This window comes from Bradyrhizobium sp. CCBAU 11386, assembly GCF_028128955.1.
In the GTDB taxonomy this organism is placed as follows: Bacteria; Pseudomonadota; Alphaproteobacteria; order Rhizobiales; family Xanthobacteraceae; genus Bradyrhizobium.
This window is the reverse complement of the sequence record NZ_LBKA01000002.1, coordinates 156,188-170,865: the sequence shown is the minus strand read 5'-3', so window position 1 is coordinate 170,865 and position 14,678 is coordinate 156,188. Positions and strand designations below refer to the sequence as shown.

Sequence of the window (14,678 nt, the reverse complement as noted above, 5' to 3'; positions counted from 1 at the left end):
TTTTAATCAATATTTCGTCCAACCTTTGCACGGTGCAAGGGCACGGAAATCGTGCCGTCCTCCTGGATGATGTACTCCCCGCTCAGTTCCGGACGTTGAAGGATGCCGCGCAGAGCCGACGCGAACGCCCCACTTGTCCTCCTCGACATCGACGCGCTCGGTCGCCGACGGCGAACAGGCCCGCCGCCGGCGCGTCCAGAGGCATTCCGACCGGTCTCGGGCGCTCTGCGATAGCAGGGCAGCAAGGAGGGCACTCCGTTCGACCAACGTTAGAGCTGGCTTCTCGGGTCCGTGCACGACCGCGCCGGCGGACTCAGCCGTGGCCTGAACCGGGTGGCCTTGCTGCGTACCGATTGCAGCGGAAACCGTCTGCACAACGGCTGCGGAGGCAACCTCGACCGTCTCCCAATTCTTGGCCGCTGCCGCCCCCAGGAGAGCGATCCCGGAGACCGCCCCCGTGCAGGCGTAGACAACCAGAACGATAACGCGGTCCATCGTGGCCCCCTGAGATCACAGGCACAACGACCCTTTGTAGGCGTCCCTGGAGGTACCTCTTCTGGAGCAAGAGAAGGGGCAAGCGAGGGTCCTCCATGCGAGTTATAGGATCGCCCATAGGCGGCGCGCATAATGAGGCATCGGTAACGAACCGGACCATCATGCGACGGGTCATTGCCAATGGGTCGCAGGATTATTCTCAATTTGACTACCACCTGCGACTTCGCAGATGCGTTGCGCCGCGCCTCGAACAGGATGCCGTTTGCGCTGAAGACGATGCGACACCTGCCTTCGCTGGGACGATCCGCGACCCCGTGGCTGGTAGCGGCTGTGCTCGCGATCACGTCCATGGCGGGGGCGAAGGCGTCCCCCGATCAAGCGCGGCACCTGGCGGATGCACGATACGCGACCGACAATCTGGTTTCCAACAGGATGGCTGGTCGTGATGAGCTCGCGGCGCTGCCGCTGCGCCATGGCAGCAACGACGAATCGATGCAGGTCGCCCAAGCGACGACGACCGATAGAGCAGAGCCGCAGCAGTCTCCGGAACTGGAAGCCGGCGGGCCGGAGGCACTGTCCTGCGAACTCAGGAATGCAAAACACGATATCGAGCTACTGCAACGTCTCGCACAGGAGCACGATCGGGCCGAACAGCTGGAGCAGGATCTTGCGGCAGCGCGGCGCGATATCGAGTCTCAGACAACGCTTGCGGCAAAGGCGAGCGACGAACTCGCCAAGCTGACGCAAGCCGCACAAGCTGGCACCGCGGAACAGAGACGATCGATGCAGAAGGAGCACGAGAGAGCCGATGCGCTGGCGCAGGATCTCTCGATGGCGCGCAGCAAGATCTACGCGTACGAAGCTCAGGCGGCCAAAGCCACCGAGGAAGCGGCGCAGCTTAAACAGGCGGAAGCGAGCGATACCGCCAACTTACGGCAATCGCAGCAACGGGAGCGCGAGCGTGCTGAGCAGCTGGCCCGGGATCTCGCAAAGGCAAGCCGCGATCTCGACGCGGAGACCCAGCGAGCGTCCAAGGCAAACGAGGAAGTCATACGGATCAAGCAGGCCGGAGAGCGAGACTCGGCTGAGCTGCGCAGCTCGTTGCAGCGTGAGCGCGAGCGGGTCGAACGACTGGAAAAGGATCTCGCATTGGCGCGTCATGACAACGACGCGCTTGTGGCGAAAAATTCCTCTGCTGCGTCCCAGCTGGCGACCACTGGCCAGGCCGTGCGCGAGGAGCCGCTCGCAGCGCCGGCACGACCGGTCCAGAACCAGCCCATCCAAGACAAGCCTGTTCAAGACAAGCCAGTTCAAGACCAGGCCATAGCACCGCGCAGCCCCGGCGATGCGCAGCTCAATCCTGACAAAGGGATGCAAGTGGCGAGGCTCATGGCGCGCGCGAGCTTGCTGCTCGAACAGGGAGACGTCGGCGCGGCGCGGGTCGTGCTGGAGCACGTCGCCGGGATGGGGAATGCGCAGGCAACCTTCGCGCTGGCGGAAACCTACGATCCGCTGATCCTTCCCAACTTTGGAACGTATGGGACGCGCGGCGACGCGACCAAAGCCCGGGATCTTTATGCGCAGGCCGAAGCTGGAGGAATCAAGGAGGCGAAGGCGCGATTCGAAGCGTTGCGTCGATAGCAAGTCTCGTGGCGCGGTTTCCGAACCAGTCATGCGCGCACTCAGGGATCGAAGGGCCGCCACAGATGCAGCATTTGTAGAGGAGTTGGTCGATGAAAAGGCTTATCGGATTGCGGCGGCTGCTTTTGCTCGCGACGCTCGCACCATTGCTCCTGACCATTCAACCTTGGGCAGATGCGCGGCCGCAGGATACTCGGCCTCACAAGGTTCGTCTGACACGGCCCGAGCCGCCACAGCCGAGGCCTGAGGTCATCTCCATGAACGCCTGGACGATCGGCCTGGCCGGAGGTCTCCTCGAGGGCGCGCCGATCCGCCTGGCAGCAGAAATGGCCCGTGTGGTCGATGATGGGGATAATCTGCATGTTCTGCCGGTCGTCACGCGCGGAGCCGCGGAAAACCTGAATTCCCTGCTCTATTTGCGCGGCATCGATGCGGCGATCATCAATTCCGACGCGCTCGAGGAATACAAGAGCCAGGTGCCGGACATTCAGCGACGAATTGCGTATGTCCTGAATCTGTTCCCGTCCGAGCTGCACATCTTCGTTCGGCCGGAGATTCAGAGCTTGAGCGATCTCGCCGGCAAGAAGGTCAATTTCAATACGCAGGGCACCGCTGCGGCCTATTCGGGGCCGCTGATCTTCAGTCGCCTCAATCTCGAGGTCGAGAAGACGTTCATTCCACACCAGGTCGCGCTCGAGCAGATGCGCAAGGGCGAGATGGCAGCCGTCGTCTTCATTACTTCGAAGCCGGTGGATGCCTTCGTGCGGGGCCGTTGGGAGCCAGGTTTCAAGTTCCTGCCCCTCCCATACGAGAGCAGGTTCGAGGACTACTATCTTCCCGCCGCCCTCGATGGGACCGACTATCCCAATCTGATCAAGCCCGGCGAACGGATTTCAACGATCGCCGTGCCGACCGCTCTGGTCGCTTTCAATTGGCCGGCCAACTCGAACCGCTCTGAGCGCGTCGCGCGCTTCATCGATCACCTGTTCTCCCGGATCGACAGATTGCAGGGGCCCGGTTTCGATCCGAAGTGGAAATCCATCAATCTCGCTGCGACGGTTCCGGGTCTCACGCGCGTCCCTGCGGCGCGGGCGTGGCTGGATCGCCAGCCCCGCGCAACACAAGCATCGCAATGAAACGCGCCGCCGTCCTTCTTCTTATTGCACTCGGCGGTACAAACGGCATTGCGTTGGCCCAGGATCCCATGACGCAGCTCCGTTCCTGCCTTCAGAAAGACCACGCGGAGCGCTTGGCGTGCCTGAATAAATTGACGCGTACCACCGCACCTCAGTATCGCCTGACGCCCGAAGACAACTGGATCGTCAGCCAGACGACCTCCCCCATCGACTACGCACCGATCGCGACCGCTACGACAGCGTCGCGCAGTGGGACCGGCGAGTCCGCGATGCAATTGTCGATCCGCTGTCGCGGCGGCCGGACGGAGCTGGCACTCGCGGGCCCCGGCATCTCTCGCGGAGGCGGTGACGATGCAATCTCCTATCGCGTCAATGACAATCCGGCGGTGCAGGTTGCGGCAGCCGTCCCGGCATTCGGCCCCGGCGTCGCGTTCACCGGAGACGTTGTTCGCTTGCTGCAGTCGCTTCCGGACAGCGGGGACCTTATCGTCCTGCTCTCACCACGGGGCGGCGCTGCCCATGACGGAACGTTCTCGCTCGCCGGGCTGGACGCGGTGCGTGCGAAGATGGCCGCGGCGTGCAAATGGCCGCGCGCGATCGCGACACCAAATCATTGATGGTGTGAATATGATTTTCTTCGATGGAGGCGGATAATGATCAGATTTCAACATATCGCCAAAGCGGTCGCGATGGCAGCGATCGCCGTTCTGGTTTCCGCATCGTTTTCGGCCGCGGAGCAGGGCGGAAGATACTGGACGCCGGCAGACGGGCAACCCGTCCCGCATAAGGCGGGCCATGCGAGGCAACAGGTAGCGAAGCCGACGACGGCGACGCGGAAACACTCCGCGTTTGCCCGCACGGAGGATGCGGCTGCAGCGAAGAAAAGAGAACATCATTTGATCCTGCAGGTGAATACCAACGACCCCGCAGCGATGAATCTCGCGCTCAACAACGCAACCAATGTGACGCAATACTACAAGGACGCTGGCGAGAAGGTGAAGATCGAGGTCGTCACGTTCGGGCCCGGCCTGCACATGCTGCGTGAAGACACCTCGCCGGTAAAGACGCGCATCGAGGAGATGGCCCTGAGCACGCCCGAGGTTTCGTTCAAGGCCTGCGGCAACACCCAGGAGAAGATGCAGAAGGCCGAGAACAAGGACATACCGATTGTTCGGCAGGCGGAAGTCGTGAAGTCGGGCGTCGTGCGCGTGATGGAATTGCAGGAGATGGGCTGGACCTACGTCAAACCGTAAGCCGGCCATGTCAGGATCCGCCCAAACCAACCCCAGGTTTCCACCGGGGTCGCGCATTCAGGTAAGGTCCACAGCTGGCCCTCGCTTGGCTGGAAAGACTGGGAGGGTGATTGGCGTTGGATACTATCCGAAGAGTCTCCGTGTGGTTCTCGACGGATCGAAGGCTCCGATTACTCTTCATGCAGACTATCTGGTAGCGATTGATGCGTGAATCGGCCCTCCACGGCCGGATTGATGGATGGCGTCTCCCTCTCCGGCAGGTGAGACCGTCCGCGCGGTAAGATCGCGTCACCGCAAGCGCAGCAATTTAATGCAGGACCTCAAGCCATGGCGCGGGGTAACCCTCCTCGGGAAAGCACTGGTCTAGCCTCTCGCTCGGGCGACCGAAAAAGCGGCAACGTAAGGCCCTGCACCCACAACGACCTAATCGACTGGAAAATTCGACACCGACAGCCGCTGGCAGTCGGTTCTTGAAGCCTAACCTGTTCTCGCGATCCGGCAAGACAGGCGTCCATTCCGGCCGACCTTCTCTGCGATTGCCGTTTGGCTCGACGGTCGACGGCGTCGTCAGGCGAAGAAATCCATCGGATGTGCTGCTGCATCCTTGCGCCAAGCGAGATCGGCTGCACCCGCATTGGTGCCGAACGCGGACATCTCCTGCCGCATCAGCGCGAGGAGCGCGGGCGACTGATCGGTCGTTCCCTCACCGCTCGCCGCGCGCTCGACCCAACTGTCCGCATTGACGCCAGGGTGCGACGGAACAGCGGCGTCTGCCGCAGCACGCGTTGCTTCCAACTTGTCCGTGAACGCCGGCCCTGCCATCGCATCCATCGCACGCCAGAACTGTTCGCCGATCGAGGGCGCGGGATTCGCGGACAGGATCTCGAGCACCGAGGCCAGAGTTTCGGCCGAGGTTGCGGCGCTCGAGACGTTCGCGACGTCGACGGCGAGCGGTTGCGGCACCGTCGCCCGCGTCAATGCGGCATCGACATATTCCATCGTGCGCGCATCGGTGCGGGTGTAGCTTCCGCGATTCACGATCACGGTGCTGCCGAACTCCCAGGACGCTTCCGTCGCGGATGCCGCGAGATTGATCGAGCGCACACCCGCGGCCGACAGGGACAGAATTTCCCCGTCTTGGGCAAAGCCGTCACCATTGCGGTCCTGCCAAAGATTGAAGTCCGAGAAGCGGGACCCCCTGAAAGACCGCCCTTCTGAGTTATGTCAATGCGAATGCGGCCAATCTTCGTATTATCCAAAACTCTTATTTGGCCGCCGAGCCGTAGCGCCATCATCGGCCAGGCCGCGCGCTGGGTGAACGGCAAGGTGACGAGGAGCGCGACGGCGAGCACGCCCACCTTGTCCCAGCTCGCGCGCGATAGGCTGCCCATGGTCCAGAACACGAGCTGCTGAAGCGCCTGCTGGCTCGCCAGAAACTGCGTCAGCGCAACCAGCGCGTTGAAGGTGAAGAACAGCGCGATGCCGCAGAGCACAAGGATGTCGGTCCCTGAGCCGCGCTCGCCGCAGCCCCGCCGATTGCGGCCGGCTCCGATTCCGACGAAACGATTGAGACTGGGGTCGGCAAGCCCAGCAAGACGTTCGACCGCTTAGTCCCATCAACTGCTCTGGGCCAATCCGATCCTTTGATCGTGCTGTACATATGCCATTGCCAACTGCCTTCGGCGAGATTGCCGAGACTGGCTGCAATGCCCGTAGGGCCGCGACCGTATGGCTGCGTGTCGAAAGCACCTTTGTGATGCAGGCGGTTGTTGGACCAGCTTCGACGGAGCCTCGGGCAGCACGTCCCCCGGGCATCGACAACAACCGCGTCAAACGGATGATCGATGAATTCGTGAGCGGGTGTCGAACGCATGTGCCCCTCGAGGCGCCGAGAGTGAATGCCAGCAAATGCCCGGGATACTTAGATTAGATGTTTTAGCTATCACTTATTGACAATATAACATGATTAATTAGGATACAGGGATGATGTTTGGCATTCGCTCGCATCGGGGTGGCGGGACAATCCGATGATCACCGCGGCTCAATTACGGGCGGCCAGGGTGCTCCTCGGCATCGATCGGCGCCAACTCGCGGAAATGTCCGGTCTTTCGGTGCCAACCATCCAACGTATGGAGGCTAGTGAGGCAATGGTTCGGGGTAACGTCGATTCGCTGATGAAGCTGATTACGGCGCTCGACGCTGCCGGCATTGAGTTGATAGACGAAGGGGCTGTCAGTACCGCCGAGGGGCGCGGGGTACGGCTGAAACTCAATTCCGGACCGGCGAGAATCCATTTGAACAACCGGATAGAGGACAAAGCATCAGGCAGAATGAAGGTACGGAAGTAATGTCGGCCGTCGTTTTGCAGATGCTGTGTGTTGCCGGATTGCTTGGATCGGCGGTTCTGGCGCTTGTTCTGAGCCGCTCAATGATGGCCACAGCCATCATCTATGGCGCAACGCTGTCCGCGTCTGCGATCGCGTTGATTGGGGCGATCCACTGGCTACTTGGCGACATGGCGAACGCCAGCGATCTGGCCCTTCCAATCGGATTGCCATGGCTTGGCGCCCATTTCCGCCTCGACACACTGGCCTCGTTTTTCCTTGTTGTTGTCAATCTCGGCGGAGCCGCGGCGAGCCTTTATGGCCTCGGCTACGGCCACCACGAGGCGGCGCCGCACCGTGTGCTTCCTTTTTTCCCCGCCTTTCTGGCTGGCATGAATCTTGTGGTGCTGGCCGATGACGCGTTTTCCTATCTACTGTGCTGGGAATTTATGTCGCTGGTGTCTTGGGCGCTGGTGATGGCGCACCACCGCGAAGCGGGCAATGCAAGGGCCGGCTACGTCTACCTGGTGATGGCGAGCTTCGGCACGCTCGCACTCCTCCTGGCCTTTGGCCTGCTGGGGGGACCAATGGGTGATTACGGATTTGCAGCCATCCGCACGGCTCAACATACGCCCTACGTGGCCACGTTGGTGTTGATCCTGATGCTGCTCGGAGCAGGTTCAAAGGCTGGCCTGGTGCCGTTGCATGTCTGGCTGCCGCTCGCTCATCCCGCGGCTCCGAGCCACGTTTCAGCGCTGATGAGCGGCGTCATGACAAAGGTCGCGATCTACGGCTTTATTCGCGTCGTGTTCGATCTGCTGGGACAGCCGAACTGGTGGGCAGGTGTGGTCGTCCTCATCCTTGGCGGCATCACCGCTGTCATGGGAATTTTGTACGCCATGATGGAAAAGGATCTCAAGCGCCTGCTCGCTTACAGCACGATCGAAAATGTCGGCGTCATTTTTGCAAGCCTCGGCCTTGCATTGGCCTTCCAGGCCAACGGCCTGAGACTCCTGGCAGCACTCGCTTTCACCGCGGCGTTGTTTCACGTTCTCAATCATTCCTTCTTCAAGAGTCTGCTTTTCTTCGGCGCCGGCGCCGTCCTGACCGCGACGGGCGAGCGGGACATGGACAAACTGGGCGGCCTCATTCACCGCATGCCGTTCACCAGCTTCGTCGTTCTCGTCGGGTGTGTCGCAATCTCGGCGCTCCCGCCCTTCAACGGCTTCGTCTCGGAGTGGCTCATGTTCCAGGCGGTGTTGCAGAGCCCAGAGTTGTCGCAATGGGCGCTGAAGATCACGGTGCCTGCGGTCGGCGCACTATTGGCCTTGGCTGCTGCGTTAGCCGCGGCGTGTTTCGTCAAGGCATACGGCGTAAGCTTTCTCGGACGACCACGTAGCGTGGCGGCGGAAACCGCAGAGGAAGTCGACCGCTACTCGCTTTTGGCAATGTTCATCCTCGCCGCGCTTTGCTTGCTCGCCGGGATTCTGCCAGGGCTGGTGATCGACGCGCTTTCGCCGATCACGCTACAGATCCTCGGCGGCCGCATGCCGATCCAGGCCAACGAACCCTGGCTTTCGATCGCGCCGATCGCCGAGAGTCGTAGTTCGTACAATGGCCTGCTCGTGATGGTCTTCATTACGATTTCGGCCTCGTTGGCCGTCGTCTTTATTCATCGCTTTGCCTCTCGTGCGTTGCGGCGAGGTCCGGCCTGGGGCTGCGGCTTTTCCGATCCGACACCCGCGGCCCAATATTCGGGCGGAAGCTTCGCCCAGCCCATTCGCCGCGTTTTCGGTACGCTGGTTTTCCGTGCCCGTGATCACGTCAAGATGCCCGCGCCCGGAGATATCAGGGCGGCGCATCTTCGAATCGAACTGCACGATCTGATCTGGGAGCGAATGTATGAGCCGATAGCAGGTGCGGTTGGCTTCTCCGCCAACAGACTCAATCGCCTGCAGTTCCTGACCATACGGCGGTATCTCAGCCTGGTTTTTGTAACCCTCGTCGCACTCCTTCTGGTCCTCGCGATATGGTCGTGATGTCAGACATTCTCGTGCAAGGTGTGCAGATGCTTCTGGTGCTGCTGCTGGCGCCGCTGCTGACTGGCTTCGTGCGCAAGATGAAGGCACGCCTTGTGCGTCGCCAGGGAGCATCGATCTTTCAACCGTACCGGGATCTCCTGCGATTGCTCCGAAAGGAAGTGGTACTGGCCGACAACGCCTCCTGGCTGTTCCGCGTGACGCCCTATGTGACCTTTGCCGCGATCTGGGTTGCCGCCGCCCTGGTGCCGACCTTCGCCACCGGCCTCCTCTTCAACTGGACGGCGGACCTGATTGCCATCGTGGCGCTACTCGGAAGCGCACGCTTCTTTCTTGCGCTCGCCGGGATGGACGTTGGCACCAGTTTTGGCGGCATTGGCTCCAGCCGCGAGGTCATGATTGCCGCGCTTGCGGAGCCAGCGATGCTGCTGTTTGTATTCTGCATAGCCTTAGTTGCCGGCTCGACCCAGCTTTCGACGGTCGCAAATTTCATGGCCTCGTCCTATGTCGGCTTGCGGGTATCGCTGGGAATGGCGATGATCGCACTCATCATGGTGGCACTCGCCGAGAACGCGCGAATTCCCGTCGACAATCCGGCCACGCACCTGGAGCTCACCATGGTGCATGAAGCGATGGTTCTCGAATATTCAGGTCGCCACCTCGCGATGATCGAATTTGGCGCCTACCTCAAGCTACTGCTTTATGTCTCGCTGATCGCCTGCGTATTCCTTCCCTGGAACATAGCAGTCTTCGGCACCGGCCCCCTGTCCTACGCCATCGGCGCCGCAGCCTACCTCGCCAAGCTCGCGGCTGCCGGCTTTCTCCTCGCACTGTTCGAGACCGCCACGGCCAAAATGCGAGTCTTTCGCGTTCCGCAATTTCTCGGTGCGGCCCTCATGCTGGGCCTGCTCGGCACCCTCCTCCTGTTCGTGTCAAAGAGCTTCTGATGCAGATGCACAGCCTCAACTTCGACATCTCGCATGCGCTCGCAGGCGGGCTCGTCCTGATCAGCTTCATGATGCTGTACCAGGACCGGCTTTACTCACTTCTCAACGTCTTTGCGCTACACGCCCTGGTGCTGGCGCTTTCCGTCGCGTGGCAGGCCTTCATCCAGAACGCACCTCATCTATACGTGACCGCGGTGATCGCCCTCTTCTTCAAGGCGATCGTCATCCCGGTGGCGCTTCACCGCATCGTCAAGCAGCTCGGGATTCATCGTGATATCGAGTCGGCCGTGGGCATCGGCCCGACCATGCTGGCCGGAATGGGGCTGGTCGCCCTCTCCATGGTGCTGATGCTGCGGGTAACCGCAGACGCAGACCCCTTGGCACGGGAGGATATCGCCTTTTCTTTGTCAGTCGTGCTGCTCGGACTTCTGGTCATGGTAACGCGCCGCAACGCCGTCAGTCAGGTCGTTGGCTTCATGTCGCTTGAGAACGGACTGGTGCTGGCAGCGACCGGCGCCAAGGGCATGCCACTCGTCGTCGAGATCAGTGTCGCCTTCTCGATCCTGATCGCTTTCATCGTCATCGGCATCTTCCTGTTCCGGATCCGTGAACGCTTCGACTCGGTTGATGTCTCTGCACTCGACGACTACCGGGGCGAACGGCGATGAGCGCGCATTCCTTCGACCCGGTGGCGGCCGTACTGCTGATCCCGATCGGCTCCGCAGCGCTGTTGGCCATACTGCCGGATTACCGGCTGACCGCGCGGCTGAACGTTGTCGCAAGCTTGGCGACATTTCTATCAGCGCTCTCATTGTTCGTGATCGAGCGTCCGCAGCCGGGACCATACGTACTGGTCGACGATCTCAACATCGTCTTCATCGTGCTCAACACCTTTGTGGGATTTACGACCAGCATCTTCAGCGCGAGTTACATCGCGCATGAACTCGAAACCGGGCGGTTGACGCCGATATACCTCCGGTTCTACCACGCCATGTATCAGATCATGATGTTCGGCATGAACCTCGCGTTCGTGTCGAACAACATCGGCCTGATGTGGGTAGCGGTGGAGATCGCCACCCTGACCACGGTGCTGATGGTCGGCATCTATCGCACGCACGCCGCCCTGGAAGCAGCATGGAAATACTTCATTCTCGGCAGCGTCGGAATTGCGTTCGCGCTGTTCGGCACGATCCTGGTCTACATGGCGGCGCGCCCGGTGGTTGGCGAGGGCCAGGACGGCATGATCTGGACGGCCTTGGTCGAACACTCGCAGGCTTTCGATCCAGCGCTTCTCAACGTCGCTTTCATCTTCCTGTTTCTCGGCTACGGTACCAAGGTCGGGCTGGCGCCGCTGCATGCCTGGCTGCCCGACGCCCATGCCGAAGGTCCGACGCCGATTTCCGCCGTACTGTCAGGCCTGCTGCTCAACGTCGCGCTTTATGCGTTGTTGCGCTTCAAAATACTGCTTGCGGCAAATCCAGCGGCAATTGCTCCCGGGCCCCTAATGGTGACGATGGGGCTGCTTTCGCTCGTGTTCGCGGCGTTCATGCTCTACCGTCGGCGCGACATCAAGCGCCTGTTCGCTTATTCTTCGATCGAGCACATGGGCATCATCGTCTTTGCGTTCGGGATGGGCGGACCGCTGGCTAATTTCGCCGGGCTTCTGCACATGGTGATGCACAGCCTCACCAAATCGGCGATCTTCTACGCCGTCGGCCATATCTCTCAGATCAAGGGAACGCAGCGGATCAGCAGAATTCGGGGCTTGACCGTGACTCATCCGGCGTTGGGGTGGGGCCTGGTGACGGGCGTCGTCGCGATCGCCGGCTTGCCGCCGCTCGGCATCTTCATGAGCGAATTCCTGGTGGTAAGCTCGACCTTCGCGCGCCAGCCGCTGCTTGCGATCGTACTGGTGTTCGGGCTGTTGCTGGCGTTCGGCGCATTGACGTTGCGCCTGACGAGCGTCGCATTCGGCGAGCCTCGCGGCAGCACCAAGGCTGCCGAGGCTTCCTATGTGCCGATGTTTGCGCATCTTTCGCTGGTTCTAATGGCGGGGATCTACCTTCCCGCGCCACTCGTCGACTGGTTCCAGCATGTGGCTCGCCTTTTGGGATAGTTTAGGATTAGCCGGATATGCCATCGCTGATCGACCTCATGCTTGAGGGTCACCAGGTCCAGCAACACAGCCCGTGGCCACGAGCTACGGTCGATGCTTCCGTTTGGGTATTTGCGGCAAGCGAGCTGGCACACGGACGCTGGAGCCTACTCGGCCTTTGGGGGGAGCCCTCAATGGTGCACATGGCGATCATGGATGGAGATACGGCGGAAATCGCTACCGTCAGCCTGGATTGCCCCGATCGCACTTATCCTTCGGTCGGCAGGCACCACCCTCCAGCGCTTCGATTGGAGCGCGTCATCCTCGATCTGTTTGGACTGTCCGCCGAAGGCTCGCCGGATTCGCGCCCCTGGCTTGATCACAACAATTGGGGTGTCCGCTTTCCGTTGGGAGACCGGATCGACGCACCGTCGCCGCCGTCGCCCTATCGCTTCCTGCCGGTGGAGGGCGACGGCCTGCACGAGATCGCCGTCGGTCCGGTGCACGCGGGAATTATCGAACCGGGGCATTTTCGGTTTACGGCTAGCGGTGAGACCGTGGTCCGGCTGGAACAACGGCTGGGATATACCCACAAGGGCATCGAGGGTCTCATGACTGGGGCCAATCTCGAACGGGCTGTCCAGCTCGCCGGACGCGTGTCGGGCGACAGCACTGTCGCCTACGCCTTTGCGTTTTCGCGAGCGGCCGAAGCGGCCTTACAGCTTGTCGTGCCGGATCGCGCAATCTGGCTGCGTGCTCTCCTTGCAGAGCTCGAGCGGCTCGCCAATCATCTCGGCGACATTGGGGCGATCTGCAACGATGCCTCTTTCGCGCTGATGCAGGCTCACTGCGCCGTGTTACGCGAGAGTATCCTACGAGCATCCAATGCAGCATTCGGTCATCGTTTGATGCGGGATATTATCGTGCCCGGTGGCGTGACCCGCGACCTGAACGATGACGGTACGGAAATCATACAGGCCGCGCTGGGTAACATCCGCCGGCGCTTTCCTGCTCTGGTCGAATTATACGACAACACCGCATCGCTGCAGGATCGTACGGTCGATACTGGCGTGCTCAAGGCCACTCTCGCCAGGCAATACGCCGCCGGAGGCTACGTCGGCCGCGCGTCCGGCCGATCCTTTGACGCGCGCCGGACTTTGGCCTACCCACCGTATGACAGCTTGCACTTCGAGGTACCGGTCCTGAACGAAGGCGATGTCAACGCGCGCGTCTGGATCCGCGTGCGCGAGGTTGAGCAAAGCCTCTCCTTGATCAACCAGATATTGGACCGCCTTCCCGAGGGCCCGATGGGAACACATGCGGCGCATAGGCGGGAGGCCCGTGAGGGCATGGCAATCGTCGAGGGATTTCGCGGCGACGTCCTGGTTTGGCTCCGCTTGCGGGATGGCCGGGTGGAACGATGCCACCTGCGCGACCCCTCGTGGTTTCAGTGGCCGCTCCTTGAAGCTGCCATCGAGGGCAATATCGTTGCGGACTTTCCGCTCTGCAACAAATCCTTCAATTGCTCCTATTCGGGCCACGATCTCTGAGGAACGGCACCAGATGCGCAAGCTGCTTTTTGAGAGCCTGTTTCGCCGGCCGTTCACCGAGCAAGCACCGTCACCGGACGACGCCGCGGTGACCGAGCTCGCCAATGCCGTCGGTCGCGCGGCACGACGGCGTCTCGGCCGAAGCCTCTCGATACGCGAGGTCGATGCTGGATCTTGCAACGGATGCGAACTTGAAATCCACGCGTTGAACAATGCTTACTACGACATCGAGCGCTTCGGTCTCAGGTTCGTTGCGTCGCCGCGTCACGCCGACGTGTTGATGGTAACCGGACCGGTGACGAAGAACATGCGGGACGCGTTGGAGCGCACCTATCACGCGACCCCCAACCCGAAATGGGTCGTCGCCGTGGGCGATTGCGCCCGGGATGGCGGCTGCTTTGCCGGCAGCTATGCAGTGGTAGGAGGGGTCTCGCAAGTGGTTCCCGTCGATCTTCATATTCCCGGCTGTCCTCCGCCGCCCATCATGATCTTGCAGGGACTTCTCGCCCTGCTCGATCGCGCGGCCATAAGCGCCACTTCCACTTGAGGCGCTGGGGACGTCTACGGCTATTTCACGCCGGCTTGATCGCGGCGTGCGCTCGAACCGGAATAGTCCTTGCGACGACGCCGTTGGTTCTAGGCGCCTTAAGGCGCGAGAATCCGCTTGCAAGTACACTTGTCTTCAGCGTTCTCATCATCCGCGATAGAGAAACCAATCTTTCGGATGGCTCGGGGGGTCATCGCGCCCGTTCCAGAGTCCGCGGCGAAGAGGGCTTGGGCTGCTTCACGCTCTTCATTTTCGGCTTCGCGACGTGCTCCCTGAGACGAACGCCTCGACCGCCGGCCGAACTCGCCCCCCCCGGATTGATCAATTCGATCCCGGCATTCTCCAGTGCGGAAACCAATTTCATCAGAGAATCGACGTTCCCACGGATAACTCCGTCACTTGCTTCCATGCGCTGAATCGTGGGGACTGAAAGACCAGCGAGTTCGGCCGTCTGCCGCTGGTCTATATTCAGGAGCGCGCGAGCGGCCCTGAGTTGATTGGCCGTGATCATAAAATGGCGGCCTCCGATGCGATTCCCATACAATATACTTACACCATCCGAAATACCGCTTCAAGCATCAACTTAGATGCAAAATATATCAGCGCCCGGGTCACGCCGCCTGGAAACGGATAGAGGCCTCAGACTTGTAT

General features: G+C 61.1%; 14 protein-coding genes and 1 pseudogene. 11 read left to right on the top strand and 4 right to left on the bottom strand.

Annotation, left to right across the window (positions count from 1 at the left end; all coding sequences use genetic code 11):
* The first annotated feature begins 675 nt into the window (after positions 1–675).
* The 4 genes from XI09_RS01015 to XI09_RS01000 all read left to right on the top strand — a co-directional run bounded on the left by XI09_RS01015 (position 676) and on the right by XI09_RS01000 (position 4,525).
* Positions 676–2,136 (top strand): hypothetical protein, encoded by a 1,461-nt coding sequence (locus tag XI09_RS01015; RefSeq protein WP_271565287.1) that lies wholly within the window; start codon positions 676–678, stop codon positions 2,134–2,136.
* Positions 2,137–2,228: 92 nt separating this feature from the next.
* Complete coding sequence (locus XI09_RS01010; protein ID WP_271565286.1) at positions 2,229–3,272, top strand: TAXI family TRAP transporter solute-binding subunit; 1,044 nt, start codon at positions 2,229–2,231, stop codon at positions 3,270–3,272.
* On the top strand, positions 3,269–3,889 hold the full coding sequence (locus tag XI09_RS01005; protein ID WP_271565285.1) for a hypothetical protein: 621 nt from the start codon (positions 3,269–3,271) through the stop codon (positions 3,887–3,889). Before XI09_RS01010 ends, XI09_RS01005 begins: the two co-directional genes overlap by 4 nt.
* 36 nt (positions 3,890–3,925) lie before the next feature.
* Positions 3,926–4,525 (top strand): DsrE family protein, encoded by a 600-nt coding sequence (locus XI09_RS01000; RefSeq protein WP_271565284.1) that lies wholly within the window; start codon positions 3,926–3,928, stop codon positions 4,523–4,525.
* A gap of 567 nt (positions 4,526–5,092) precedes the next feature.
* Here XI09_RS01000 and XI09_RS00995 read toward each other — a convergent pair.
* The 3 genes and pseudogenes from XI09_RS00995 to XI09_RS00985 all read right to left on the bottom strand — a co-directional run.
* Positions 5,093–5,629 (bottom strand): hypothetical protein, encoded by a 537-nt coding sequence (locus XI09_RS00995; protein ID WP_271565283.1) that lies wholly within the window; start codon positions 5,627–5,629, stop codon positions 5,093–5,095.
* The gene (locus XI09_RS00990; protein WP_271565328.1) at positions 5,566–6,078 is read right to left on the bottom strand and encodes an iron chelate uptake ABC transporter family permease subunit; all 513 of its coding nucleotides are present in this window, start codon (positions 6,076–6,078) and stop codon (positions 5,566–5,568) included. The genes XI09_RS00995 and XI09_RS00990 overlap by 64 nt, the downstream gene beginning before the upstream one ends.
* Before the next feature lie 77 nt (positions 6,079–6,155).
* Positions 6,156–6,398 (bottom strand): annotated as a pseudogene (locus XI09_RS00985) (FAD-binding protein); the annotation flags it as partial.
* Between the two features lie 154 nt (positions 6,399–6,552).
* On the opposite strand from XI09_RS00985, the gene XI09_RS00980 reads away from it, so the two are divergent.
* From XI09_RS00980 to XI09_RS00950, 7 genes are read left to right on the top strand one after another with little or no spacing between them, the layout of a single operon-like run.
* Complete coding sequence (locus XI09_RS00980; RefSeq protein WP_271565282.1) at positions 6,553–6,873, top strand: helix-turn-helix domain-containing protein; 321 nt, start codon at positions 6,553–6,555, stop codon at positions 6,871–6,873.
* A complete protein-coding gene (hyfB, locus tag XI09_RS00975) occupies positions 6,873–8,888 on the top strand; it encodes a hydrogenase 4 subunit B (RefSeq protein WP_271565281.1) in 2,016 nt (671 codons plus the stop codon). Before XI09_RS00980 ends, hyfB begins: the two co-directional genes overlap by 1 nt.
* A complete protein-coding gene (locus tag XI09_RS00970; RefSeq protein ID WP_271565280.1) occupies positions 8,879–9,835 on the top strand; it encodes a respiratory chain complex I subunit 1 family protein in 957 nt (318 codons plus the stop codon). Before hyfB ends, XI09_RS00970 begins: the two co-directional genes overlap by 10 nt.
* A gap of 5 nt (positions 9,836–9,840) precedes the next feature.
* Positions 9,841–10,503 carry a hydrogenase-4 component E gene (locus tag XI09_RS00965; RefSeq protein ID WP_271565327.1) on the top strand — a complete coding sequence of 221 codons (663 nt, stop codon included), beginning with the start codon at positions 9,841–9,843 and terminating at the stop codon, positions 10,501–10,503.
* Positions 10,500–11,951 (top strand): hydrogenase 4 subunit F, encoded by a 1,452-nt coding sequence (locus XI09_RS00960; protein WP_271565279.1) that lies wholly within the window; start codon positions 10,500–10,502, stop codon positions 11,949–11,951. Before XI09_RS00965 ends, XI09_RS00960 begins: the two co-directional genes overlap by 4 nt.
* A gap of 17 nt (positions 11,952–11,968) precedes the next feature.
* Positions 11,969–13,480, top strand: coding sequence for a hydrogenase large subunit (locus XI09_RS00955; protein ID WP_271565278.1), 1,512 nt, complete (start codon positions 11,969–11,971; stop codon positions 13,478–13,480).
* A gap of 13 nt (positions 13,481–13,493) precedes the next feature.
* Complete coding sequence (locus XI09_RS00950; protein ID WP_271565277.1) at positions 13,494–14,027, top strand: NADH-quinone oxidoreductase subunit B family protein; 534 nt, start codon at positions 13,494–13,496, stop codon at positions 14,025–14,027.
* A gap of 190 nt (positions 14,028–14,217) precedes the next feature.
* On the opposite strand, the gene XI09_RS00945 is transcribed toward XI09_RS00950, so the two are convergent.
* Positions 14,218–14,538 (bottom strand): helix-turn-helix domain-containing protein, encoded by a 321-nt coding sequence (locus tag XI09_RS00945; protein WP_271565276.1) that lies wholly within the window; start codon positions 14,536–14,538, stop codon positions 14,218–14,220.
* Positions 14,539–14,678: the final 140 nt, after the last annotated feature.

Coding starts and splice junctions, on each gene's coding strand:
- XI09_RS01015 (WP_271565287.1), top strand. CDS start 676: ATGGGTCGCAGGATTATTCTCAATTTGACTACCACCTGCGACTTCGCA.
- XI09_RS01010 (WP_271565286.1), top strand. CDS start 2,229: ATGAAAAGGCTTATCGGATTGCGGCGGCTGCTTTTGCTCGCGACGCTC.
- XI09_RS01005 (WP_271565285.1), top strand. CDS start 3,269: ATGAAACGCGCCGCCGTCCTTCTTCTTATTGCACTCGGCGGTACAAAC.
- XI09_RS01000 (WP_271565284.1), top strand. CDS start 3,926: ATGATCAGATTTCAACATATCGCCAAAGCGGTCGCGATGGCAGCGATC.
- XI09_RS00980 (WP_271565282.1), top strand. CDS start 6,553: ATGATCACCGCGGCTCAATTACGGGCGGCCAGGGTGCTCCTCGGCATC.
- hyfB (WP_271565281.1), top strand. CDS start 6,873: ATGTCGGCCGTCGTTTTGCAGATGCTGTGTGTTGCCGGATTGCTTGGA.
- XI09_RS00970 (WP_271565280.1), top strand. CDS start 8,879: ATGGTCGTGATGTCAGACATTCTCGTGCAAGGTGTGCAGATGCTTCTG.
- XI09_RS00965 (WP_271565327.1), top strand. CDS start 9,841: ATGCACAGCCTCAACTTCGACATCTCGCATGCGCTCGCAGGCGGGCTC.
- XI09_RS00960 (WP_271565279.1), top strand. CDS start 10,500: ATGAGCGCGCATTCCTTCGACCCGGTGGCGGCCGTACTGCTGATCCCG.
- XI09_RS00955 (WP_271565278.1), top strand. CDS start 11,969: ATGCCATCGCTGATCGACCTCATGCTTGAGGGTCACCAGGTCCAGCAA.
- XI09_RS00950 (WP_271565277.1), top strand. CDS start 13,494: ATGCGCAAGCTGCTTTTTGAGAGCCTGTTTCGCCGGCCGTTCACCGAG.
- XI09_RS00945 (WP_271565276.1), bottom strand. CDS start 14,538: ATGATCACGGCCAATCAACTCAGGGCCGCTCGCGCGCTCCTGAATATA.